The organism is Pinisolibacter sp., from assembly GCF_036782435.1.
Classification (GTDB): Bacteria; Pseudomonadota; Alphaproteobacteria; order Rhizobiales; family Ancalomicrobiaceae; genus CALBKH01.
The window spans coordinates 1-24,944 of record NZ_DAIPZB010000041.1; the positions used below are offsets into that span (position 1 = coordinate 1).

A 24,944-nucleotide genomic window follows, 5' to 3' on the forward strand; every position below is an offset into this window, starting at 1 on the left:
GTGAATCACGTCAGTAGACGGTCGTCGAGGGCTATCCGCGCACAGGTCTCATCACACGTGGATCTGCTGACCGAGCTCGACCACGCGGCCCGACGGTATGCGATAGAAGTCGGTCGCGTCGGAGGCCTCGCGGGCGAGACGGACGAAGAGGCGATCCTGCCACGCCGGCATGTCGGAGCGGGTCGAGGTCTTGAACGACCGCCGGCCGACGAAGAAGGTCGTCTTCATGATGTCGTACCTGAACCCCTCCTTGCGCAGCAGCATCAGCGCCAGCGGGATGTCGGGCGTCTCGGCGTAGCCGAAGGTCACCAGCACCAGCGTGAAGTCGTCGCTCAGCGGACGGATCTGCAGCCGCTCCTCGTCGGAGACGTAAGGGGTTCTGGCGGTGCGGACGTTGAGGACGAGATTGTGCCGGTGGAGCACCTGATTGTGTTTCAGATTGTGGAGCGCGGCTGTCGGCGCGGTCTCCGGGTCGAGGGTGAGGAAGACCGCCGTGCCCTCGGGCCGGAACGGATGGCTACGGCCGATCATGCGGACGAAATCGGTGAGCGGCACGCTCTCGCGACGGATCCGGTCGATGACGATGGCGCTGCCGCGCGACCAGGTCCACATCACCACCATCATCGTCGCCGCCAGACCGATCGGGAGCCAACCGCCGTCGACGAACTTGGTGAGATTGGCGACGAGGAAGACCGCCTCGATGGCGATGAACGGCAGGACGAGGGCGAGCGAGCCCAACCACGGCCAGTTCCAGACGTGGCGCAGCATGAAGAAGGCGAGCGCCGAGGTGGCGATCATCGAGCCGGTGACGGCGATGCCGTAGGCGGAAGCGAGGTCGGAGGAGGTGCGGAAGGTCACCACCAGCAGCACCACGCCGAAGAACAGCATGCGGTTGATACGCGGCATGTAGATCTGGCCGCGCTGGGTCTCGGAGGTGTGGCGCACCTCGAAACGCGGCAAGAGACCGAGGCGGATCGCCTGCCGGGTGAGAGAATATGCGCCGGAGATCACCGCCTGGGAGGCGATCACCGTGGCCAGCGTGGCCAGCACCACCATAGGCACCAGCGCCCAGGCCGGCATCATCAGGAACAGCGGATTGTCGATCGCCTGCGGGTTGGCGAGCAGGAAGGCGCCCTGTCCGAGATAGTGGACGGTGAGCGCCGGGAAGACGACGACGAGCCAGGCGAAGCGGATCGGCCGGCGACCGAAATGGCCCATGTCGGCGTAGAGCGCCTCGGCGCCGGTGACCGCCAGGAAGACCGAGCCGAGGACGATCAAGGCGAGGCCGCGGGCATCGGCGAGGAAGCGCAGGGCGAAGCGCGGATCGAGGGCATGGAGCACGCCGGGATCGTCGGCGAGGTGGACGATGCCGCTCACCGCCAGCACGACGAACCACACCGCGGTGATCGGCCCGAACCACGCCGCGACCGAGGCGGTGCCGCTCGCCTGCACCGAAAAGAGGACGGCGAGGACGAGGACCGTCACCGGGATCACCCAGGGGGTGACCGCCGGGGTCGCCACCTCGAGGCCCTCGACGGCCGACAGCACCGAGATCGCCGGGGTGATGATGGCGTCGCCGAAGAACATCGCCGCACCGGCGGCGGCGAGAGCGAAGACGAAGGGGGTGCGCCGGCCCATGGCGCCTTCGACGAGGGCGAGGAGCGACAGGGTGCCGCCCTCGCCGCGGTTGTCGGCGCGCAGCAGGAAGAGGACGTATTTGAGGGTGACGACGACGATCAGCGCCCAGATCAGCAGCGACACGACGCCGAGCACCTCGGGACGGTCGAAGCCGCCACCGTGGAGATGGCGCAGGGATTCGCGCAACGCATAGAGCGGCGAGGTGCCGATGTCGCCGTAGACGACGCCGATCGAGCCGAGGGTGAGGGCGAAGAAGCGACTCTGCTCCTGCGGTGCGGAGGGGTCGGCCGACGCCTGCGGCGCGGTGTCGCCCGTGGTCGGCTCTCGCATCCCACATGCCTCCGACCCGAGCGCCGGCCCGACGCCGGACGGCCCCGTCTTCCCGCGCATCGCTCATTGGTCGCGTGCGTCGAAGCGGCCTTCGAGCCGCGCCTCGTCTACGCGCACTTCGCCCGTCCCGAAAGTCGCACGAATGCGGATCGTGGTCCATCCAAGCTCGCAACCGAGACCGGCTCGGTCGGCCACATCTCCACCACGATCGGGGGCGAAGTGGACAGGCATCGCGGGAGGGCCTATCGCCGACGGATCCGATCCGCCCATCGATTCGGAGTGGAAGCACGATGAGAAGAACGACGGTGGCAGGCCTCGCGGCGAGCGCGATCACGGCGGGGCTGGTCGCAGCCTGTTCCGGTCCGACCGGCGACGGATTCCGCGCCGGGCCTTCCACCCGCGCCTTTCAGGCGACCGGCGACACCTTCCTCCAGATCACCGCCCAGGGCGCCGGGCCGATCTCGGCGGCGACGCCGTTCTCGTCGAAGGCGATCCTCGCCCAGATGCCGGGCTATACCACCGGCAACGTCACCATCGGGCTCGAGAACACCACCACCGACGCGACGGTGCTGTTCAAGGAGGCCTACGGCGGACGCATCCAGGTGCTGCACATCCTCGGCTCGGGCGGGCGCATCCAGCAGATCCACGGCGTCACCCACCATGTCGTCGGCCCGGCCGGCGAGCGACCGGGCATGAGCCTCGCCGAGACCGGCACCGATCCGTCGTCGTGCCGCATCGGCACCAACCTGTGGCTCGGCATGGCGATCTGCCGATCACGCGGCGCCGCCAACGTGACGCTGACCTTCTCGTTCCAGGGCGAAGCGGCGATGACCTCGAGCCTGCCGCCGCGCGACGTCCTCGCCAACGGCATGCTCCAGAGGATCATCTGGACTCCGCCGTCGTGACGGTGGCAAGACACGGCGGAACATCTCGGCGCGCCGTCCGGCGGTGGGCCGAGGCCGCGGAGCGCCGCCGATGACCCCTTCCCCCTTCAAAGACCCGACCGCCGGTCTCGCCCATGTCTCGGTCGATGCGGCCGGCGATCTTCCCGCCACTCCGCCGAGCGTCGCACCGCAGGTCGCTGCGGCGCGCGACGTGTCGATCGAGGATCTCGCGGCGAAGATCCGCGCCGGCGACCGCTCGACGCTCGCCCGCGCCATCACCCTCGTCGAATCGAAGAAGCCGGAGCATCAGGCCAAGGCGCGGGCGCTGGTTCAGGCGCTGTTGCCGGCGACCGGTGGAGCGCTGCGCGTCGGCATCACCGGCGTGCCCGGGGTGGGCAAGTCCACCACCATCGATCAGCTGGGCGCCAATCTCACTGCGGCGGGGCACAAGGTGGCGGTTCTCGCCGTCGATCCGTCGTCGACACGGACCGGCGGCTCGATCCTCGGCGACAAGACGCGCATGGCGCGGCTCGCGGTCGATCGCAACGCCTTCATCCGCCCCTCGCCGTCGTCGGGCACGCTCGGCGGCGTCGCCGCCAAGACGCGCGAGACGATGCTGCTCTGCGAGGCCGCCGGCTTCGACGTCATCCTGGTCGAGACCGTCGGCGTCGGCCAATCGGAGACCACCGTCGCCGGCATGGTCGACTTCTTCCTGGTGCTGATGCTGCCCGGCGCCGGCGACGAGCTGCAGGGCATCAAGAAGGGCGTGCTCGAGATCGCCGACATGATCGCCGTCAACAAGTCGGACGGCGACAACGCGGTACGCGCTCGGGCGGCGGCGTCCGAATATCGCGCGGCGCTCAACATCCTGACGGCGAAATCGTCGAGCTGGACACCGCCGGTGGTGCTGATCTCCGGCCTCGCCAACCAGGGCCTCGACGAGATGTGGCGGCAGGTCGAGACCCATCGCGAGAAACTCGGCGCCACCGGCGAATTCGCCGAGCGGCGGCGGGTGCAGCAGGTGGCGTGGATGTGGTCGATGCTGGAGGAGCGGCTGATGCAGGCGCTGCGCCACGACCCGCGCGTCGCCGATCGCCTCGCGACCCTCGAGAGCGGGGTGCGCGACGGCACGGTTTCGGCCTCGCTGGCGGTCGACGAGATCGCCGGGGCGCTGGGGATCTGACGACCGGGAGGCCGCGATGGTTCGGTACTCGACCGCATCCGGCCGCCCGTCCCGCCCGCGCCTGCTCCTCACCGGTTTCGGCCCTTTCCCGGGCGCGCCGCGCAATCCGACGGCGGAGGTGGTGGCGCGGCTCGCCGAACGCGGCGTCGGCGACCGGCTCGGCGTCGACATCGTGCCGCACGTCTTTTCGACCACCTGGAGCGCACTCGACGATCTCGCCGGACTTCTCGCCGAGGCGCGGCCGGACATCGTCCTCCATCTCGGGCTGAAACGACGAGCGAGGTCGATCGCGGTGGAGACCTTCGGCCGCAATCGCGTGTCGATGGCGGCGGTCGACGCCGAGGGACGGCGGCCGCGAGGGTCGGTGCTCGACGGCGATGCGCCGCCACGGCTCGCCTCGACCCTGCCGGTCCGACGGATCGCCATACGCATCGCCGGGCTCGGGTTGCCGGTCGAGGTCTCGACCGACGCCGGGCGCTATCTCTGCAACGGGCTGCTGTGGCGGTCGCTGCGGCTTTCCGGCGAACGCCCGACCGGGTTCCTGCACCTGCCGCCGACGCGCGAGACCACCGTGGTGGCGCAGGGCGTCTTCACCCTCGACGCGTTGACACGGGCGACCGCGGCGGCGATCAGCATCGCCGCGGGTCGCGGCGCGCTGCAACCATGACCGCGAGTTTTCCTCGCCTCGTGCCACCGCACCGGGCATGATCGGGCCTCGATCCTCCGAGAACCCGACCCATGCCCTCTCGCCGCACCTTTCTCGTCTCGTCCCTCGCCTTCGCCGTGATCCCGCCTGCGGCAGCGGCGGTCGTCGGGGCGGACCTCGAACCGGCGAACGGCGACCGCACGGAGGCGTTCCGGGCGGGGCTCGCCAAGGCGGTGGCGGAGAAGCGACCCTTCGTGCTGGCGCCGGGGGTCTATCGGATCGGCGCGATCGAGATTCCCGACGGGGCGCAGATCCACGGCACCGCCGGGATGACGACGCTGATCGCGGCGTGCGACGGATCCTTCATGACGGCGCGCAACGCCAAGCGCATCGTGCTCTCCGGCCTCGCTTTCGACGGCCAGAACCGCAAGGGCGACCCGACTGCGGCGATCCTCGTCCTCACCGACGTCGCCGATCTGCGTCTCGTCGATTGCGTCGTCGGCCGCGGCAGCGGGATGGGCGTGTATCTGGAGCGTTGCGGCGGGCGGATCGAGAAATGCACGATCGCCTCGATCGGCAGCTACGGCATTCTCGCCCGCGACAGCCGCGCCCTGACCATCGCCGACAACACCGTCGCGGACTGCGGCGAGGGCGGCATCCTGGTGCATCGTGGTGCGCCCGGCGAAGACGGTAGCGTGGTGCGTGGCAACCGCGTCGAGCGCATCCGCGCCACGTCGGGCGGCACCGGCCAGGTCGGCAACGGCATCAACATCCATCGCGCCCACGACGTCGCCATCGTCGACAACCGCATCACCGACTGCGCCTTTTCGGGCATCCGGGTGAACTCCGGCTCGAACGCCCGCATCATCGGCAACGAGATCCAGCGGTCGGGCGAAACGGCGCTCTACGTCGAATTCGAGTTCCAGGGCGCGGTGATCGCCAACAACCTGATCGACGGCGCCGCCAACGGCATCTCGGTGGTCAACTTCAACGACGGCGGGCGGCTGGCCACCGTCACCGGCAACGTCGTGCGCAACCTGCGACCGTCGCCGGCGACGGATCCGAACTTCCCCTCCTTCGGCCTCGCGGTCGAGGCCGACACCACCGTCACCGGCAACGTCGTCGAGGAGGGGGCGCAGATCGGCATGCTGGTCGGCTGGGGCGAATACCTGCGCAACGTCACCATCACCGGCAATGTCGTGCGCAAGGTCGGTGTGGGTATCGCCGTCACCGTCCAGGAGCGCGCCGGAACCACGGTGATCGCCTCGAACATCTTCCAGGCGACGGAGAAGGGCGCGATCGTCGGCTATCACCACACGCGACCGGTGACCGGCGACCTCGTCGCCGCCGACCGAGGAATCCCGGCGCATCTCCGGATCGAGGGAAATCGCGCGTCTCGCTGAAATGCCCAGGAAACATAGAATTAATTTTTACTGCAGATATTGCCCATGTCGGTTTTACGACGATTTTACGAGGCGAAGGGTAATGTGACCCGGTCGGAGTGGCGGCTCCTGCATCGGTAACCGATCGGACAGACGACATGGATCTCCGGATACAATCGCCAATTGCAACATTTCGTCGGATCAAGTCTCGATTGACCGACATCTTCGAGGACCGTTCGGGCAACATCGCGATCATCGCGGCACTCGGGGCCATTCCATTCGTTCTGGCGATCGGCATCGCGATCGACTACTCGCGCGCCTCCTCGGCGAAGTCCGATCTACAGGAAGCGGTCGATGCCGCGGTCCTCGCCGGTGCCCGCGACGGAACCTCGAGTTGGACGACCGTCGCGGCGAAGATGCTGTCGTCCTCGGTCAAGACCAAGGACTTCACCGTCGCCAGCTCGAGCTTCACCACCGATGCTTCGGGCAACTACGTCGGCACCGCCGCCGGATCGATCAAGACGACTTTCGCGAGCGTCGTTTCGGTGCAGTCCATTTCGATCGGCGCCACCGCGACGGTCGCGGTCAAGGCGGCGAGCGACAAGGCCTGCATCCTGCTGCTGAACACGTCGGCGTCGCCCGGCCTGCTGCTCAACAGCGGCGCCATCATCAACGCGCCGAACTGTCAGGTCCACATCAAGTCGACCGGCAACCCGGCGGCCACCTTCAATGCATCGACGACGTTGTCGACGAAGAAGATCTGCCTCGCCGGAACCAACGTGCTCGACAACGGCGGTACGCACCCCAACCTGACGAAGGGATGCACGACCGTCTCCGATCCCTTCGCGGGGACGCTACCGACGCCGTCGTCGTCGACCTGCACCTATTCGAACTACAACGTCAACAGTTCGACCACGCTGTCGCCCGGCGTCTATTGCGGCTGGACGAACTTCAACGGTTCGCCGACGGTGACACTGTCGGCCGGCGTCTACGTCATCAAAGGCGGTGGCTGGAACTTCTCCTGAACGCTGACCGGGACCGGCGTCACCTTCTACTTCCCCGACACGTCCTACATCCAGTTCAACGGCACCTCGAAGCTCAACCTGACGGCGCCGACCAGCGGCACCTATTCCGGTCTGCTGATGTACGAGGCGAGCGGGCTGTCGCAGAGCAGCTTCACCATGAACGCCACCGCCGGCGCCAACCTGACGGGGCTCATCTACCTGCCGAAACGCGGCCTGACGCTCAACAGCGGCGCCAGCGTCACCTCCAACAATCTCACCATGGTGCTCGACACGCTGATCGTGAACCAGGTGAACTGGACCCTCGACAGCGCCGACAAGTCGATCCCCGTCTCGGGCTCCTCCAGCGCGGCGGCCGGCGTCTATCTCAAGAAGTGACGCCGTCGGCGCCGCGACCGCGGCTCAGGCGGAAAGACCGTCCGCCCAGCCCGCCGCGGCGCGCAGGCCGCCGACGACCACGCCGTTCCAGTCGCGGATCGACGGCCCGAGGAACCGATCGAAGATCGGGTCGTCGCGGCGACGGAGGAGCCGGATCACGACTTCCGCCGTCACCACTTCCGCCGCCCGCGCGGCGCCGTCGTCGCATTTGACGGCGACGCCGAGACCGAGCGCGGGGATCGCCGCGCAGAACACCCCCTCGGCGCCGGTCTTGACGTAGACGTCGCCGCCGCAGGCCTCGATGAAGTCGGTGCAGAAGCGGCCGGTTCCGGCGATCATGAAGGGCTCGGCGATCGCCGCCGCGATCAGGCGCTTCGCCGCCGCGGCGCGGGTCGGAGAAAGCCCCTCCCCCGTCGCCAGACGGGCGAAGCCGCGCGCCATCGCCGAGACCGGGATCGCCCAGGTGGGGATCGAGCAGCCGTCCTGGCCACGCGGCGCGTGGGCGACGTCGGCGCCGGTGACGTCGGCGATCGCGGCGGCGATCTCGCGCTGAACCGGATGTTCGGGCGCGCCGTAATCGGTCGGATCGAGGCCCGCGTGAACGGCGAAACAGACGAAGCCGGCGTGTTTGCCCGAGCAGTTGTTGTGGAGACGAGTCGGCCGCAGGCCGCCGCGATGCAACTGGCCGCGGTCGTCTTCACGGCCCGGCCACTGGGCGCCGCAGACCAGACAGGTCTCGTCGCGGCCGGCCTTGGCCAACATGGCGCGGGCGCCGGCGACATGGACGGCCTCGCCGTTGTGGGAGGCGGTGGCGAGCGCCAGTTCCGCCTGTGAGAAGTCGTAGGCGTCGGCCGCCCCCGACTCCACCAGCGGCAGGGCCTGGATCACCTTGATCGCCGAACGGGGAAAGACCGGCCGCTCGACGTCGCCGAGGGAGAGGAGCAGGCGCCCGCACGCATCTGCGACGGCGACGGCGCCGCGATGGCGGCTCTCCACCGCACCTCCGCGCAGGACTTCGACCAGTAGGGGTTCGGCGTTCAAGGATACCTCCCGAGATGTTTCGCGGTCGTCGACGTATGTTATCCGACGGATCGAGACGTCATTCCGATCACATGGTAAAATATTCAACAACTAAAATATTTCCGGGAGGACGATCCATGATTTCCAAGGATGACATCCTCGACATGTGCGAACTCGACAGGGACGAGATCGAGGCGATCGCGGAGCACGAACACATCCCGGATGTCGCCGCTGCCGCCCTCGGTGACTATCTCGTTCATCAGGTCCACGGTGCAGAGACCGTGCGCGACATGATCATCGACGATATTCGTTCGGCGATCGATCGCAACGACGGGGCTCATGCGTCGACGCTCTACATGGCGCTTCGGCATTTCCTGACCGAGCATCCTTGTGCCTGAGATCTCGGTGGCGGTCCATCGCGCCGCAACGGCTCGCACACCGAAAACACGCCGACACCGATCGATTTCGAGCCGAAGCGGCCGCCCCACCGGGCGCGTTCGGCGACGAGCGGGGCATGCCGAACATTCGGGCGCTCATGGCCCGAAGAACCGGCAGCGCGGGGCGGACGCCCCGGCCCAGAACCTTGGTCCGAGACGCACCGCAACAGATCGCCGCATGGACCCCGCCGGCTCCCGCCGGTAGGGACAGCGTCGAGGGCCGGCCGATCGCCATCGACCGGCCGGTCGAATGCCGTTCGCCGAGGGACTCGGTCCTTCGTTTCAATCGATTGAAGGGCCACCTCCCGTGCCGCGCATCAAGAAGATTCTCGTCGCCAACCGTTCCGAGATCGCCATCCGGGTGTTCCGCGCCGCCAACGAGTTGGGGCTGGCGACGGTGGCGGTGTTCGCCGAGGAAGACAAGCTGGCGCTGCACCGCTTCAAGGCGGACGAGGCCTATCAGATCGGCAAGGGGATGGGACCGATCGAGGCCTATCTGTCGGTCGACGAGATCCTGCGCGTGGCGAAGCTCTCCGGTGCGGATGCGATCCATCCGGGCTACGGTTTCCTGTCGGAGAGCCCGGAATTCGCCGAAGCCTGCGCCGAAGCCGGCATCACCTTCATCGGTCCGTCGCCGGAGACGATGCGGCGGCTCGGCAACAAGGTGGCGGCGCGCAACCTCGCCATCTCCTGCGGCGTGCCGGTGATGCCGGCGACCGATCCGCTGCCCGACGACATGGCCGCGGTGAAGAGGCTCGCAGCGGCGATCGGCTATCCGGTGATGCTCAAGGCGTCGTGGGGCGGCGGCGGGCGCGGCATGCGGGTCATCCGCGACGAGGCGCAGTTGATGCGCGACGTCGTCGCGGCGAAGCGCGAGGCCAAGGCCGCCTTCGGCAAGGACGAGGTCTATCTGGAGAAGCTGGTGGAGCGCGCCCGTCACGTCGAGGTGCAGATCCTCGGCGACACCGAGGGCCGAGTCGTCCACCTGTTCGAGCGCGACTGCACGGTACAGCGGCGGCACCAGAAGGTGGTGGAGCGGGCGCCGGCCCCCTACCTCGACGAGGCGCGGCGGGCGGAACTGTGCGGCCACGCCGTGAAGATCGCGCGAGCCACGAACTACGTCGCCGCCGGCACGGTCGAGTTCCTGATGGATGCCGATACGGGCGCCTTCTACTTCATCGAAGTGAACCCGCGCATCCAGGTCGAGCACACCGTCACCGAGCAGGTGACCGGCATCGACATCGTCAAGGCGCAGATCCACCTGACCGAGGGCGCGGCGATCGGCTCGCCGGAGAGCGGCGTGCCGGCGCAAGGCGAGATCCGGCTCAACGGCCACGCTCTGCAATGCCGCATCACCACCGAGGATCCGGAGAACAACTTCGTTCCCGACTACGGCCGCATCACCGCCTATCGCGGCGCCATGGGCTTCGGCATCCGGCTCGACGGCGGCACCGCCTATTCCGGCGCGGTGATCACCCGCTGGTACGACCCGATGCTGGAGAAGGTGACCGCCTGGGCACCGACACCGACGGAAGCCATCCGGCGGATGGACCGAGCGCTGCGCGAATTCCGCATCCGTGGCGTGGCGACGAACCTGACCTTCCTCGAGAACGTCATCGGCCACCCCGATTTCCAGGACGCGAGCTACACCACGCGCTTCATCGACGAGACACCGGAGCTGTTCCGCGGGCAGAAGCGCAAGGACCGGGCGACCAAGCTCCTCACCTTCATCGCCGACGTCACCGTCAACGGCCATCCGGAGGTGCGCGGTCGCGCCGTGCCGCCGCCGGACGCGCCGAAGCCGGTGGTGCCGAAGTTCGCCGGACCGATCCTGCCGGGCACCAAGCAGATCCTCGACGAGAAGGGCCCGAAGGGTCTGGCGTCGTGGATGCTGGCGCAGCAACGGGTGCTGATCACCGACACGACCATGCGCGACGGCCACCAGTCGCTGCTCGCCACCCGCATGCGCACCCACGACATCGTCCGCATCGCCGACGCCTACGCCAAGGGTCTGCCGGACCTGTTCTCCCTCGAATGCTGGGGCGGCGCGACCTTCGACGTCGCCATGCGCTTCCTCACCGAGGATCCGTGGGAGCGCCTCGCGCTCGTCCGCGAGAAGGCGCCGAACATCCTGTTGCAGATGCTGCTGCGCGGCGCGAACGGCGTCGGTTACGCCAACTACCCCGACAACGTGGTGAAGTTCTTCGTGCGCGAAGCGGCTCGAGGAGGCGTCGACGTCTTCCGCATCTTCGATGCGCTCAACTGGATGGAGAACATCCGTCCGGCGATCGATGCGGTGGCGAGCGAGAACAAGGTGGCCGAGGCCGCCGTCTGCTACACCGGCGACATCCTCGATCCCGACCGGTCGAAGTACTCGCTGAAGTACTACGTCGATCTGGCCAAGGAGATGGAGAAGGCCGGCGCCCACGTGCTCGGCGTCAAGGACATGGCGGGGTTGTTGAAGCCCGCCGCCGCCAAGGCGCTGTTCGCGGCGCTGCGCCAGGAGATCGCCATCCCGATCCACTTCCACACCCACGACACCTCGGGCATTTCGGCGGCGAGCGTGCTGGCGGCGGTCGATGCCGGGGTGGACGCGGTCGACGGGGCGGTGGACGCCTTCTCCGGCCTCACCTCGCAGCCCTGCCTCGGGTCGATCGTCTCGGCGCTGAAGGGGACGGAGCGGGATTCGGGGCTCGATCCGGCGGTGATCCGCAAGCTGTCGTTCTATTGGGAGGCGGTGCGCACCCAATATCGCGCCTTCGAGAGCGACCTCAGGTCGGGCGCTTCGGAGGTCTATCTCCACGAGATGCCGGGCGGGCAGTTCACCAACCTCAAGGAACAGGCGCGAGCGCTCGGCCTCGAGGCGAAGTGGCACGAGGTCGCCCAGGCCTATTCGGACGTCAACCGGATGTTCGGCGACATCGTCAAGGTGACGCCGACCTCCAAGGTGGTCGGCGACATGGCTCTGGCCATGGTGGCGGCCGGCCTCACGGCGGCCGAGGTCGAGGATCCGGGAAAGGACGTCGCGTTCCCGGAATCCGTCGTCCAGCTCTTCCGCGGCGATCTCGGTCAGCCGCCGGGCGGCTGGCCGAAGGCGTTGCAGACGAAGATCCTCAAGGGCCAGGCGGCCTATACCGAACGGCCGGGGTCGCTGATGGCGCCGGCCGAGCTCGAGAGCGTCCGCGCCGATGCGGCCAAGAAGACCGGGCGCGAACCGGAGGAGATCGGCGACACCGACCTCGCCAGCTTCGTCATGTACCCCAAGGTCACCGCCGACTTCTTCCGCATGCAGGACCTCTACGGGCCGACCTCGGCGCTGCCCACCCCCACCTACTTCTACGGGCTCCAGCCCGGCGACGAGGTGATGGTGGAGATCGAGAAGGGCAAGACGCTGGTGATCCTCGCCCAGGCGATCGGCGAGACCGACGACGGCGGCATGGTCAAGGTATTCTTCGAGCTCAACGGCCAGCCGCGCATCGTCAAGGTGCCGAACCGCTCGGCCGCCGCCAAGGTCGTCGCCCGCCGCAAGGGCGAGGAGGGCAACGAAAACCACGTCGCCGCGCCGATGCCGGGCGTGGTCTCCACCGTGGTGGTCCGGGCCGGCCAGGAGGTCCGAGCCGGCGACGTGCTCTTGTCGATCGAGGCGATGAAGATGGAGACGGCGCTGCACGCCGAGCGCGACGGCACCATCGCCGAGGTGCTGGTGGCGACCGGTACGCCGATCGACGCCAAGGACCTGCTCGTCGTCTACGGCTGAGGCGACGACCGATCCGACGACGCGTGACGCGGAAACCGCGCGTCACGCCGCCGCCGACGGTGACGGAGCTTGCCACACTTTCGCCATCCCGCAGCCACATTCACGAGCCTCCCTTGACGCAGATGAGTTGCTCGACACGGCCGGCACGGTCCGTGGCGGGACCGCGGTCGGGGGGCACGCGGGCAGCTCGCCAAGGGAGCCGACCGTCCTGCGGTCGATCGTTCCGCCGACCGGTGGAGGTGCGTCGCCGGGACTCGGGTCATCCGCGAAGAAAGCACGAGGACACCATGATCCGCCGCCCCCATTGGCTTCCGTCTCTCATCTTCGCCGCCGCGATCGTCGCCGGCGCGCCCGCCGCTTCGGCGATGGATACGGCGGCCAAGAAGACCGAAATTCCGGCGCTCAAGACGCAGGCGCAGACTCAGGCGAACGGGCGGCTCCGGGTGGTGGTCGAGCTGAAGGTCGGCCCGCGGGCGTCACGGCGCGTGATCAACGGCATACAGCGCAGCGTCGTGGCCGGCGCCCTGGGAACCGCGGCATGGCGCCAGCGCGGCGACGGCACCGAGGTGCACGCCGTGCCGGAGATGACGGCCGCGCCGCTGTTCGTCGCCGACGTCACCCCGGCCGAGATCGACAAGCTGGCGGCCAATCCGCGGGTCAAGCGGATCGTCCCGGAGGCGACCTGGACGCCGAAGCCGAAGAAGGCCCGTCCGGCGGCGAAATGATCGGCGGCGCAGGGATCGGCGGAGGAATGACCGGGGTGCATCGAACGGTGCTTACCTCGAACGATTCCCTCTTTCCCAAAACGTGATCCTGCTCCAGTCTGCGGCAAACCCTCCCGACACCCCCGGGGCGGCGGCCGTCGACGTGCGCGCCGCGCCCGCCCGAGAAGGAAGCCTCGCATGAGCAACACGGTCGTCGTCGCCGGCGTCGGCATGACGCGCTTCTTCAAGCCGAGCGAGTCGCCGCGCTACACCGAACTCGGCGCCGACGCGGTGCGCATGGCGCTCGCCGACGCCCATCTCGACTACGCCGCGGTGCAACAGGCCTATGTCGGCTACGTCTACGGCGACAGTACCTGCGGCCAGCGCGCCCTCTACGGCGTCGGGATGAGCGGCATCCCGATCGTCAACGTCAACAACAACTGCTCGACCGGCTCGACGGCGCTGTGGCTCGCCCGTAACGCCATCCGCGCCGGTCAGGCGGAGTGCGTCCTCGCCCTCGGCTTCGAGCAGATGCAACCCGGCGCCCTGGTCGAGCACTGGCAGGATCGCCCCGGCCCGCTCGACGAGTTCGTCCGCGCCGCGACCGAGGCGGCCTTCGACCCCGGTGCGCCGATGGCGCCGATGATGTTCGGCGGCGCCGGCATCGAGCACCAGAAGCGCTGGGGCACCAAGGACGAGACCTTCGCGATGATCCGCGCCAAGGCCTCGCGCCACGCCGTGCACAACGAGCGCGCCATCTTCCGCAAGGAGGTCTCGGTCGACGACGTCATGGCCTCGCCGCACGTGACCAAACTCCTCACCCGGCTGCAGTGCTGTCCGCCGACCTGCGGCGCGGCGGCGGCGATCCTGTGCACGCCGGAGTTCGCCCGTCGCCACGGCATCGACGCCCGCGTCACCATCGCCGCCCAGGCGATGACCACCGACATGCCCTCGACCTTCGAGGCGCACGATCTGATGCGGGTGGTCGGCTACGACATGACCGCGGCGGCGGCGCGAGCCGTCTACGCGGAGGCCGGTATCGGCCCCGACGATGTCGACGTCGCCGAGATGCACGACTGCTTCACCGCCAACGAGCTGATCTCCTACGAAGGCCTCGGCTTCTGCCCGGAGGGCGGGGCGGAGAAGTTCATCGTCGACGGCGACAACAGCTACGGCGGCAAGGTCGTCACCAATCCCTCCGGCGGGCTCCTCTCCAAGGGCCACCCGCTCGGCGCCACCGGCCTCGCCCAGTGTTTCGAGCTGACCGGGCAGTTGCGCGGCCAGATGGGCCCGCGGCAGGTCGAGGGTGCGCGGGTGGCGCTGCAACACAACCTCGGCCTCGGCGGCGCCTGTGTCGTGACGCTCTATCGGGCGGGATGAGGTCGCCATGCGCAAGCTCGAGGGCAAGGTCGCCTATGTCACCGGTTCGGGGCGCGGTATCGGCCGCGCCGTGGCGCTGAAGCTCGCCCAGGAGGGTGCGCGGCTGGTCGTCAACGATCTCGACGCGGAGCCGGCCGAGGCGATCGTCGCCGAGATCCGGGCGATGGGCGGCGAGGCGGTGGCGGTCGTCGGATCGGTGACCGAGGAGGGCTTCGCCGAGCGCTTCGTCGCGAGCGGCCTCGAGGCCTTCGGCGAGATCGACATCCTCGTCAACAACGCCGGCTATACCTGGGACGCGCTGATCGGAAAGATGAGCGACGCCCAGTTCGACGCGATGCTCGACGTCCATCTCAAGGCGCCGTTCCGCATTCTGCGCGCCGCCGCCGAGCCGATCCGCATCCGCGCCGGAAGGGAAGCGGCCGAGGGACGCGAGGTGTTCCGCAAGGTGGTGAACATCTCGTCCGTCGCGGGCACCGGCGGCAACGTCGGGCAGGCCAACTATTCCTCGGCCAAGTCCGGCGTCATCGGCCTCACCAAGTCGCTGGCGAAGGAGTGGGGCCGCTTCAAGGTCAACGTCAACTGCGTCGCCTTCGGGCTGATCGAGACGCGTCTCACGCAAGTTTCCGACGAGAAGAAGACCATCACGGTCGAGGGCCACGAGGTGGGCGTCGGCATGCCGGGCAAGGTCGTCGACATGATCCGCGGAATGATCCCGCTCGGCCGCGCCGGCACACCGGAAGAGGCGGCGGACGGCGTCTATCTCTTCTGCGCACCGGAATCGAATTACGTCAGCGGTCAGGTGCTGATCGTCGGCGGCGGCATGTCGCTCTGATCCAATCGAGAACAGCGGCCGGATCGCACGCATCCCGCCGCGGGAGGAAATCATGGTCGATCGTCCGATGTGGTGGAGCGAGGAACTGTCGATCCTCGAGGACAGCCTGACGAAGTTCTTCGAGGCCGAATATCTGCCGCACGAGGCGGAGTGGGAGAAGGCGCACATCGTGCCGCGGGCCTTCTGGGAGAAGGCGGGCGAGGCCGGCATCCTCGGCATCTCGCTGCCGGAGGACCACGGCGGCATGGGCGGCACCATCCACCACGACGCGGTGCTGTTCGATGTGCTCGGCAAGCTCGGCATCACCGGCTTCGGCGTCCACGTCCACCTGATCGCCGCCCACTACGTGCTCGCCTACGGCAACGAGGAGCAGAAGGCGCGCTGGCTGCCGAAGCTGGCGAGCGGTGAACTGATCGGCGCCATCGCCATGACCGAGCCGGGCACCGGCTCCGACCTCAAGGCGGTGAAGACACGGGCGGTGCGCGACGGCGACGACTATCGCCTCACCGGCTCGAAGATCTTCATCTCCAACGGCATCAACGCCAATTTCCTGATGACCGTCACCAAGACCGGCGGCGAGGGCTCGAAGGGCGTGTCGCTGCTCTGCGTCGAGACGGACGGCCTCGACGGTTTCCGCCGTGGCCGCAACCTCGACAAACTCGGTCAGAAGGCGCAGGACACCGCCGAGCTGTTCTTCGACGAGGCGCGCGTGCCGGTCGCCAACCTGCTCGGCTCAGACGAGGGGCGCGGCTTCTATCAGCTGATGGAGCAGTTGCCCTACGAGCGGCTGATGCTGGCGATCGGTGCGGTCGGCTTCATCGACCGGGCGGTCGATCTGGCCCGGGTCTACACCAAGGAGCGCACCGCCTTCGGCCAGCCGATCGCCGCCTTCCAGAACACCGCCTTCAAGCTCGCCGAATGCGCAACGGAAGCGCGGATCGGCCGGGTGTTCGTCGAGGATTGCGTGGCGAAATACGCCGCCGGCCGGCTCGACGTGCCGACGGTGTCGATGGCCAAGTGGTGGACCACCGAGAAGCAGTGCGAGATCGTCGACACCTGCCTGCAGATGTTCGGCGGCTACGGCTACATGATGGAATATCCGATCACCCGCCTCCACGCCGACAGCCGCGTGCAGAAGATCTACGGCGGGACGAACGAGATCATGAAGGAGCTGATCGCGCGGAGCCTGTGAGGGGACGAGGCCGTTCGCCCCGGGCGACCCCTTCTCCCCTTGCGGGAGAAGGTGGCCGAAGGCCGGATGAGGGGTATGAGCCTCTCGGCCGGTTCGGAGCCCGCCGCAACGCTCGGATGCCGCTTCGTGGCGCCCCCTCATCCGCCCCTTCGGGGCACCTTCTCCCGCGAGGGGAGAAGGGTGGAGCGAGCGGCGCGGCGCCCACGCCATCGCTCCACCGTCATCCCCGGCCGAGCGGAGCGAGGGGAAGGGGATCCAGCGGCCGTGCGCCGATCACGTCGGATGCTTTCCTCCGTGGACTCTTCGATGGATCCCCTTCCCTCGCCCTTTCGGCTCGCCGGGATGACGGTGGAGGGGGATGTCGACGACAGCGACGGGAGCCGGAGCCCCTCGACCGCGCCTTTCGCCGATTGCGCCGACGCCCGAAACCGGCGACCGTATCCGCCTCGCCCCATCGCCCCCGGAGCCCCCGATGATCCTGACCGAAGAGCAGACCCAGATCCGCGACATGGCCCGCGACTTCGCCACCCGGCGGTTGAAACCGCACGGAGCGCTGTGGGACCGCGAGCACAAGTATCCGGCCAAGGCGATCGCGGCGATGGGCGAGACCGGGTTCTTCGGCATGCTGCTGCCCGAAGAGTGGGGCGGCTCGAACGCCGGCCAACTCGCCTATGCGGTGGCGCTCGAGGAGATCGCGGCGGGTAACGGCGCGGTGTCGACGATCATGAGCGTGCACAATTCGGTCGGGTGCATGCCGATCCTGAAGTTCGGCAGCGAGGCGCAAAAGGCGCGGTTCCTGCCGAAGATGGCATCGGGGACATGGATCGGCGGCTTCGCCCTGACCGAGCCGCAGGCCGGTTCCGACGCCTCGGCGCTGAAGACCCGGGCGCGGCGCGACGGCGACGACTGGATCCTCGACGGCACCAAGCAGTTCATCACCTCGGGGTCGACCGCCAAGGTGGTGATCGTCTTCGCCGTCACCGATGCGGCGGCGGGCAAGCGCGGCATCACCGCCTTCATCGTACCGACCGATACGCCCGGCTACGTCGTCGGCACGGTCGAGAGGAAGCTCGGCCAGCACGCCTCCGACACCTGCCAGATCCACTTCGAGGGAATGCGGCTCTCCGACGACCTGCGCCTCGGGCGCGAGGGCGAGGGCTACAAGATCGCACTCTCCAACCTCGAGGGCGGGCGCATCGGCATCGCGGCGCAGTCGGTGGGCATGGCGCGGGCGGCCTTCGAGGCGGCGCGCGACTACGCGCAAGAGCGCGAGAGCTTCGGCAAGAAGATCGTCGAGCATCAGGCCGTCGCCTTCCGGCTCGCCGACATGGCGACGCAGATCGAGGTGGCGCGGCAGATGGTGCATCACGCCGCCGCCCTGCGCGAGGCGGGGCTGCCGTGCCTGACGGAAGCGTCGATGGCCAAGCTCTTCGCTTCCGAGATGGCGGAACGCGTGTGCTCCGACGCCATCCAGATCCACGGCGGCTACGGCTATCTCGCCGACTATCCCGTCGAACGGATCTATCGCGACGTGCGCGTCTGCCAGATCTACGAGGGCGCCAGCGACATCCAGCGGCTGGTCATCGCCCGAGCGGTGGCCGGCGCCGGCGGGTGAGGACCGCCCGTTCACGATCGAACGGGGGGTGCGATTTATTGCTATTGACAATCACTCGCAAAAACTCTTTCTGGTGGGATCGCCCAACCACCGGAAAGAGATCATGTCTCGATCGCGTCTCCTCGCCCCCCTCGCCCTCTGTGCCACCGTCCTCGCCATGCCGGCCGCGGCCGAAGAAGTGAACGTCTACACGACGCGCGAGCCGGGCCTGTTCGCTCCGCTCGCCGCCGCCTTCACCGCCGAGACAGGCATCAAGGTCAACACCGTCTTCGTCAAGGACGGGCTCGCCGAGCGCGTCGCGACGGAAGGTGCGGCCTCTCCGGCGGACGTGCTGATGACCGTCGACGTCGGCAATCTGGTCGAACTGGTGAACAAGGGCGTCACCAAGCCGATGAAGTCGGCGGCGGTCGAGGCGGCGGTGCCGGCGAACCTGCGCAGCCCCGACGGGGCGTGGACGGCGTTGTCGTTGCGCGCCCGCCTGGTGTGGGTCGACAAGGCGGCCGCTCCGGCGGCGATCACCTACGAGGAACTCGCCGACCCGAAGTGGAAGGGCAAGATCTGCATCCGCTCGGGTCAGCATCCCTACAACACCGCCCTGATCGCGGCGATGATCGCCCGGGCGGGCGAGGCGAAGACCGAGGCGTGGCTCGCCGGCCTCAAGGCCAATCTCGCCAAGAAGCCCGGCGGCGGCGACCGCGACGTCGCCCGCGACATCCTCGGCGGGCTCTGCACCCTCGGCGTCGGCAATTCCTATTACGTCGGGCTGATGCGCTCGGGCGCCGGCGGACCGGACCAGAAGACCTGGGGCGACGGTGTCGCCGTGGTGCTGCCGACCTTCGCCGACGGCGGCACTCACGTGAACGCCACCGGCGCCGCGCTCGCCAAGAACGCCCCCAACGAGGCGGCGGCGCGCAAGCTCATCGAGTATCTGGTCTCGCCGGCCGGCCAGAAGATCTACGCCGAACAGAACTTCGAGTACCCGGTCGACGCGTCGGCCTCGGTCACCGCGACCATCGCGGCGCTGGGAACGCTGAAGCCGGACACGGTGCCGCTCGCCGAGATCGCCCGACATCGCAAGGCGACGAGCCTGCTCGTCGACAAGGTGCGGTTCGACCAGTAATCTCGAGAACGATACTCGTTCGCATCGGCGCATCCGTCGCGCCGATGCCTCGCCCGAGAAGGGTCGATGTTGCGCCGTTCGATCTCCGCCTTCGCCGTTCCCGACGGCTTCGCCCTCGCGGGCCTCGCGGCGGCGTTGGTCGTGGTGGCGCCGATTCTGGCGTTGGCGGCGATCGCAACGCGGGGCAGCGGTGATCTCTGGCTCCATCTCTTCACCACGGTCGTTCCCGCCGCGACGGTGGAGACGACACTTCTCGCCGCCGGGGTGGGGATCTTCGTGATCGTGGTCGGAACCGCCACTGCCTGGCTGGTGGCGGCCTACGATTTTCCCGGCCGGCGGCTGCTCGAAGTGGCGCTGCTGCTCCCCCTCGCCTTCCCGGCCTATGTGCTCGCCTACTCCTGGCTCGATCTCCTGCATCCGATCGGCCCGGTGCAGTCGACACTGCGCGCGTTGCTCGGTTACGCGAAGCCGGCCGACTTTCGTCTGCCCGATCCGCGTTCGCTGCCCGGCGCGGTGATGATCTTCGGGTTGGCGCTCTACCCTTACGTCTACGTCGCGGTGCGCACCGTGTTCCTGTCCCAGATGACGCGGCTCACCGAGGCGGCGCGGATGCTCGGGGCGGACGGTCGCTCGGTGTTCTTCCGCGTCGCACTGCCGCTCGCCCGACCGGCGATCGCGGCGGGGGCGGCGCTGGCGATCATGGAAACGCTCAACGACGTCGGCGCGGCGGAATTCCTGTCGATCAACACCCTGACCGCGGCGGTCTATTCGACCTGGGTCAATCGCTCCGATCTCGCTGGCGCGGCGCAGATCGCCCTCGCCATGTTGGCCTTCGTCCTGACGCTGCTGCTCGTCGAGCGGCTGGCGCGAGGAAACCGGGGCTATGCGGTGATCGGCCGGGCGAGCCGGCCGATGACGCCGCGGCGGATCGGCGGGGCGGCCGGGATCGGGCTCTTCCTCCTCGGCTTCCTGCCGGCCTTCCTCGGCTTCGTCGCTCCCGCCCTTCATCTCGCCCGGCAGGCGGCGAACCGGCTCGCCTTCGCCGGCGTGCCGATGGAGATCGTCGTGGAGATCGGCAACACGCTGCTCGTCGCCGGGCTCGCCACGGTGATCGCGGTCGGGACGGCGCTGGCGGTCGTCGCCGGGCGGCGGCTCCATGCAGGGTCACGACTTCACGGAGCGGTGCTCCGCGTGTCGAGCCTCGGCTATGCGGTGCCCGGCACCGTGCTCGCCATCGGCCTCCTCGCGGTCCTCGGCGGGCTCGACGGGTTGGTCCGCGACGCGGCCGTCGCCCTGGGTCTCGCGCCGACGGGACTCGTCTTCTCGGCCTCGATCGGCGCGGTGGTGCTCGCCTATGTGGTGCGCTTCTTCCGCCTCGCCGCCTCGAAGATCGAGACCGGGCTCGAGCGGATCTCGCCGTCGCTCGACCAGTCGGCGCGGACACTGGGGCGAACGCCTTTCGGCGTGTTGCGCGGGGTGCTGCTGCCGCTGACGACGCCGACGCTCGCCGGGGCGGCGCTGCTCGTCTTCGTCGACTGCATGAAGGAGTTGCCGGCGACGCTGCTCCTCAGGCCGCTCAACTTCGAAACCCTCGCCACCCACCTCTACGGTGAGGCGGCGCGCGGCACCTACGAGAACGGCGGGCTCGCGGCCCTTCTGATCGTCGCCTTCGGCCTGCTGCCGATCGTCCTCCTCACCGGGCTCGGTCGCCGCGCGCCCACCGGCGGCCAGCCTCAGGGAGAGCCCGCGTGAGAGCTCCGGATCCGATGCCCGCCCTCACCTTCTCCGGTATCCGCCACGACTATCGCGGCAAGCGTGCCCTCGACGGCGTCGATCTCGAGGTTCGCGCGAACGAGATCGTGGCCCTGCTCGGGCCGTCGGGTTGCGGCAAGACGACGCTTCTGCGGATCGCCGCCGGGCTCGAACGGCCGACCGGCGGGCGCGTGACGGTCGCGGGCCGGATCCTCGCCGACGCCGGCGTCTTCGTGCCGCCCGAGCAGCGCGGTATCGGCCTGATGTTCCAGGACTATGCGCTCTTCCCGCATCTCGACGTCGCCGCCAATGTCGCCTTCGGTCTGGGGCGCAGACCGGGTCCGCTGGCCGGCGCGATCGTCACCGATCTCCTCGATCGCGTCGGGCTCGCCGATCGGGCCCGGGCCTATCCGCACATGCTGTCGGGCGGCGAGCAGCAACGGGTGGCGCTGGCGCGCGCCATGGCGCCGCGCCCGTCGGTCCTGCTGATGGACGAGCCCTTCTCCAATCTCGATCAGAGGCTGCGGCGCGGGATGCGCACCCAGCTCCTCGGTCTCCTGCGGGTCACCGGCGCGGCGGCGATGATGGTCACCCACGATCCCGACGACGCCATGGCGGTCGCCGATCGGATCGCGTTGATGCGGGCCGGACGGCTGGTGCAGGTCGGCACGCCGGAGGAGATCTTCCGAAACCCGGTCGATCTCTTCGCGGCCAAATTCTTCACCGACCTCGAAGAGATTCCGGCCGAGGTGCGGGAGGGACGGGCGGAGACGCCGCTCGGACCCTTCGCGGCCGGCGGGGTGCGCGACGGGGCGGCGCTCGTCTGCATCCGCCGCGACGCGTTCGTCCTCGAGACGGAGCAAGCCGAGTTCGCGGCACGGGTGGTCACCACCCGGTTCCTCGGCGAGCATCGCTCGGTCGGCCTCGCCATCGACGGGATGGAGCGACCGATCGAAGCGATCGTCGATGCGCGCCGCGCGGTCGCCTGCGGCGATCGGGTCGGCGTGTCGCTCGACCGTTCGGAAGTCTTCGTCTTCCCGACCTGATCGCGCCGGTCACGCCGATCGGCGAGCCATTCCGCGAGACGACGGGCGTCTCGGGGCGCCCTCGCTTCTTCGAGGAAGAAGCGAGGGAAGGAGGCGATTGCGAGCGGTGGAGCCGCCCGCCTCGGTTCAAGCGGCATTCGGCCGACCGCTGCGCGGCGCCGAATTCGACTCGTCGAAGAAGCCTTTGTTCGGACAGGACTTCTTCGACGAACGGAATACGCAGTTCGGATGTGTTCATCCGAGCTGCGTATCACAACCCGGCTTTCGCCGCCTCGTATTCGGCCTTCAGCCGCGCCGCCAGCTCGGCGACGGTGGGGACGTCGTCGATCGAGCCGACGCCCTGACCGGCGGACCAGATGTCCTTCCAGGCCTTGGCCTCGCCCTCCATGTCCATCTTGCCGTGGGCCGGCAGGTTGTCCGGGTCGTGGCCGGCGGCGACGATCGAGGGGCGCAGGAAGTTGGCGTTCACGCCGCTGATCGCCGAGGTGTAGAAGATGTCGGCGGCCTTGGAGCCGACGATCATGTCCTTGAAGCCGGCGCTCGCCCGGCTCTCCTGCGTGGCGATGAAACGGGTGCCCATGTAGGCGAGGTCGGCGCCCATGGCGCGAGCGGCGAGCACGTGGGCGCCGGTGGAGATGGCCCCGGCGGCGAGGATGGTGCCGGAGAAGACCTGACGGATCTCCGAGATCAGGGCGAAGGGGCTCATGGTGCCGGCGTGACCGCCGGCGCCGGCCGACACCGCGATGATGCCGTCGACCCCGGCTTCCGCCGCCTTCTCGGCGTGGCGGCGGTTGATGACGTCGTGGAAGACGAGGCCGCCGTAGGAATGGACCGCGTCGACCACGTCCTTGACCGCGCCGAGCGAGGTGATGACCAGCGGCACCTTCTTGGCCACCGTCACCTGGAGGTCGGGCATCAGCCGCTTGTTGGAACCGTGGACGATGAGATTGACGCCGTAGGGCGCATCGCTCGGCGCGAGGCGGCCGGCGATCTCGTCGAGCCAGTCGGCGTAGCCCTCGGTCGAGCGCTGGTTCAGTGCCGGGAAGGTGCCGACGAGGCCGGCCTTGCACGAGGCGACGACGAGATCGGGGCCGGAGACGATGAACATCGGCGACACGATCACCGGCAGGGAGAGGCGACCGGCGAAGAGAGCGGGCACGGGCATGGGGCATCCTTCTGATCTGGCCGGCACGCGGCGCGTTCGGCGCCGGCGGAACGGGTGAGCGGCGATCGGCCGCGGGTCCCCATCTTCCCCTATTCCGCGCCGGAAGCAATTCTCTCGTATACGTCAATTTTGATACGTCGACTGCTGTTCGCTCTCCGACCACGCGTCACCGCCGTGCGCGTGCCGCATGGCCAAGCGCGCCGAGGACGCTATGCTCGCCGGCGAACCGTCCGCAGAAGGCACCGTCCGGGAGAATTCACCCCATGTCGTCCGATCCGATCGTCGTCGTCTCCGCCGCCCGCACGCCGATGGGCGGCTTCCAGGGCGATTTCGCATCCAAAGCCGCGCCCGAGCTCGGCGCGGTGGCGATCCGCGAGGCGGTGGCGCGGGCCGGGCTCACCGGTGACGACGTCGACGAGGCCTTCGTCGGTTGCGTGCTGCCGGCCGGCGTCGGTCAGGCGCCGGCGCGTCAGGCGGTGCTCGGCGCCGGGCTGCCGATCTCGGTGCCCTGCACCACCGTCGGCAAGGTCTGCGGCTCGGGCATGAAGGCGGCGATGCTCGCCCACGACACCATCCTCGCCGGCAACGCGGCGATCGCGGTGGCCGGCGGCATGGAGAGCATGTCGAACGCCCCCTATCTCCTCGACAAGGCACGCGGCGGCTATCGGCTCGGCCACGGCCGGGTGATCGACCACATGTTCTTCGACGGGCTCGAGGACGCCTACGCCAAGGGTCGGCTGATGGGCACCTTCGCCGAGGACACGGCGGCGCATTTCCAGTTCACCCGCGACATGCAGGACGACTACGCGCTCGCCTCGCTCGACCGCGCGCTGAAGGCGATCGGCTCCGGCGCCTTCGCCGGCGAGGTCGTTTCGGTGACGACGAAGGCCGGCGAGATCGCGATCGACGAGCAGCCGGGCAAGGCGAAGCGCGACAAGATCCGGGCGCTCAAGCCCGCCTTCCGCGACGGCGGCACGGTGACGGCGGCGAATTCCTCGTCGATCTCCGACGGCGCGGCGGCGCTGGTACTGATGCGGATGTCGGAAGCCGAGACGCGCGGGATGACGCCGCTGGCGGTGATCAAGGGCCATGCGGGACATGCCCAGGAGCCGGCGTGGTTCACCACCGCCCCGGTCGGGGCGATGCAGAAGCTGCTCGCGCGGATCGGCTGGACGACGAAAGACGTCGATCTCTGGGAGATCAACGAGGCCTTCGCGGTGGTGGCGCTCGCCGCCATGCACGAGATGGATCTGCCGCACGACGCGGTCAACGTTCACGGTGGCGCCTGCGCGCTCGGTCATCCGATCGGCGCCTCGGGGGCGCGGATCATCGTGACGCTGCTGGCTGCTCTGAAGACCCACGGGTTGAAGCGCGGCGTCGCATCCTTGTGCATCGGTGGCGGCGAAGCCACCGCCATGGCGTTCGAACTGGTGTGAGGATTTTCGGCTGAAGGCCGGCACC

At 68.8% G+C, this 24,944-nt stretch carries 20 protein-coding genes; 17 read left to right on the top strand and 3 right to left on the bottom strand.

Going from position 1 to position 24,944, the window contains the following annotated elements; all coding sequences use genetic code 11:
• Positions 1–51: 51 nt before the first annotated feature.
• The gene (locus tag V7Q42_RS16375) at positions 52–1,968 is read right to left on the bottom strand and encodes a potassium transporter Kup (protein ID WP_333825175.1); all 1,917 of its coding nucleotides are present in this window, start codon (positions 1,966–1,968) and stop codon (positions 52–54) included.
• A 290-nt stretch (positions 1,969–2,258) separates the two neighbouring features.
• On the opposite strand from V7Q42_RS16375, the gene V7Q42_RS16380 reads away from it, so the two are divergent.
• From V7Q42_RS16380 to V7Q42_RS16405, 6 genes are all read left to right on the top strand, one after another.
• The gene (locus V7Q42_RS16380) at positions 2,259–2,873 is read left to right on the top strand and encodes a DUF1131 family protein (RefSeq protein WP_333825176.1); all 615 of its coding nucleotides are present in this window, start codon (positions 2,259–2,261) and stop codon (positions 2,871–2,873) included.
• 70 nt (positions 2,874–2,943) lie between these two features.
• Positions 2,944–4,035 carry a methylmalonyl Co-A mutase-associated GTPase MeaB gene (gene meaB / locus V7Q42_RS16385; protein WP_333825177.1) on the top strand — a complete coding sequence of 364 codons (1,092 nt, stop codon included), beginning with the start codon at positions 2,944–2,946 and terminating at the stop codon, positions 4,033–4,035.
• 16 nt (positions 4,036–4,051) lie between these two features.
• A complete protein-coding gene (locus V7Q42_RS16390; RefSeq protein WP_333825178.1) occupies positions 4,052–4,702 on the top strand; it encodes a pyroglutamyl-peptidase I family protein in 651 nt (216 codons plus the stop codon).
• A 71-nt stretch (positions 4,703–4,773) separates the two neighbouring features.
• Positions 4,774–6,084 (top strand): TIGR03808 family TAT-translocated repetitive protein, encoded by a 1,311-nt coding sequence (locus V7Q42_RS16395; protein ID WP_333825179.1) that lies wholly within the window; start codon positions 4,774–4,776, stop codon positions 6,082–6,084.
• A 191-nt stretch (positions 6,085–6,275) separates the two neighbouring features.
• Positions 6,276–7,088, top strand: a complete 813-nt coding sequence (locus tag V7Q42_RS16400) for a TadE/TadG family type IV pilus assembly protein (protein WP_333825180.1) — start codon at positions 6,276–6,278, stop codon at positions 7,086–7,088.
• 117 nt (positions 7,089–7,205) lie between these two features.
• Positions 7,206–7,463, top strand: a complete 258-nt coding sequence (locus V7Q42_RS16405; protein WP_333825181.1) for a hypothetical protein — start codon at positions 7,206–7,208, stop codon at positions 7,461–7,463.
• 24 nt (positions 7,464–7,487) lie between these two features.
• On the opposite strand, the gene V7Q42_RS16410 is transcribed toward V7Q42_RS16405, so the two are convergent.
• Positions 7,488–8,504: an asparaginase gene (locus V7Q42_RS16410; protein ID WP_333825182.1), complete on the bottom strand. Its 1,017-nt coding sequence runs from the start codon at positions 8,502–8,504 to the stop codon at positions 7,488–7,490.
• A 116-nt stretch (positions 8,505–8,620) separates the two neighbouring features.
• Between V7Q42_RS16410 and V7Q42_RS16415 the strand changes: the two genes are divergently transcribed.
• The 10 genes from V7Q42_RS16415 to V7Q42_RS16460 all read left to right on the top strand — a co-directional run bounded on the left by V7Q42_RS16415 (position 8,621) and on the right by V7Q42_RS16460 (position 22,318).
• Positions 8,621–8,881 carry a hypothetical protein gene (locus V7Q42_RS16415; RefSeq protein ID WP_333825183.1) on the top strand — a complete coding sequence of 87 codons (261 nt, stop codon included), beginning with the start codon at positions 8,621–8,623 and terminating at the stop codon, positions 8,879–8,881.
• Positions 8,882–9,227: 346 nt separating this feature from the next.
• Positions 9,228–12,677 carry a pyruvate carboxylase gene (gene pyc / locus V7Q42_RS16420; RefSeq protein WP_333825184.1) on the top strand — a complete coding sequence of 1,150 codons (3,450 nt, stop codon included), beginning with the start codon at positions 9,228–9,230 and terminating at the stop codon, positions 12,675–12,677.
• Between the two features lie 287 nt (positions 12,678–12,964).
• Positions 12,965–13,402 carry a hypothetical protein gene (locus tag V7Q42_RS16425; protein WP_333825185.1) on the top strand — a complete coding sequence of 146 codons (438 nt, stop codon included), beginning with the start codon at positions 12,965–12,967 and terminating at the stop codon, positions 13,400–13,402.
• Positions 13,403–13,579: 177 nt separating this feature from the next.
• Positions 13,580–14,761 (top strand): lipid-transfer protein, encoded by a 1,182-nt coding sequence (locus V7Q42_RS16430; RefSeq protein WP_333825186.1) that lies wholly within the window; start codon positions 13,580–13,582, stop codon positions 14,759–14,761.
• Between the two features lie 7 nt (positions 14,762–14,768).
• The gene (locus V7Q42_RS16435; protein ID WP_333825187.1) at positions 14,769–15,593 is read left to right on the top strand and encodes an SDR family NAD(P)-dependent oxidoreductase; all 825 of its coding nucleotides are present in this window, start codon (positions 14,769–14,771) and stop codon (positions 15,591–15,593) included.
• 52 nt (positions 15,594–15,645) lie between these two features.
• The gene (locus tag V7Q42_RS16440) at positions 15,646–16,785 is read left to right on the top strand and encodes an acyl-CoA dehydrogenase family protein (protein WP_333825188.1); all 1,140 of its coding nucleotides are present in this window, start codon (positions 15,646–15,648) and stop codon (positions 16,783–16,785) included.
• A 472-nt stretch (positions 16,786–17,257) separates the two neighbouring features.
• Complete coding sequence (locus V7Q42_RS16445; protein WP_333825189.1) at positions 17,258–18,400, top strand: acyl-CoA dehydrogenase family protein; 1,143 nt, start codon at positions 17,258–17,260, stop codon at positions 18,398–18,400.
• Between the two features lie 103 nt (positions 18,401–18,503).
• Complete coding sequence (locus tag V7Q42_RS16450) at positions 18,504–19,520, top strand: extracellular solute-binding protein (protein WP_333825190.1); 1,017 nt, start codon at positions 18,504–18,506, stop codon at positions 19,518–19,520.
• A gap of 66 nt (positions 19,521–19,586) precedes the next feature.
• On the top strand, positions 19,587–21,272 hold the full coding sequence (locus tag V7Q42_RS16455; RefSeq protein WP_333825191.1) for an ABC transporter permease: 1,686 nt from the start codon (positions 19,587–19,589) through the stop codon (positions 21,270–21,272).
• Entirely contained in the window at positions 21,269–22,318 is a 1,050-nt protein-coding gene (locus V7Q42_RS16460) for an ABC transporter ATP-binding protein (RefSeq protein WP_333825192.1), read from the top strand. The genes V7Q42_RS16455 and V7Q42_RS16460 overlap by 4 nt, the downstream gene beginning before the upstream one ends.
• Before the next feature lie 250 nt (positions 22,319–22,568).
• Here V7Q42_RS16460 and V7Q42_RS16465 read toward each other — a convergent pair whose 3' ends face one another.
• Positions 22,569–23,483, bottom strand: coding sequence for an NAD(P)H-dependent flavin oxidoreductase (locus tag V7Q42_RS16465; RefSeq protein ID WP_333825193.1), 915 nt, complete (start codon positions 23,481–23,483; stop codon positions 22,569–22,571).
• A gap of 263 nt (positions 23,484–23,746) precedes the next feature.
• On the opposite strand from V7Q42_RS16465, the gene V7Q42_RS16470 reads away from it, so the two are divergent.
• Positions 23,747–24,919, top strand: a complete 1,173-nt coding sequence (locus tag V7Q42_RS16470) for an acetyl-CoA C-acyltransferase (RefSeq protein WP_333825194.1) — start codon at positions 23,747–23,749, stop codon at positions 24,917–24,919.
• Positions 24,920–24,944: the final 25 nt, after the last annotated feature.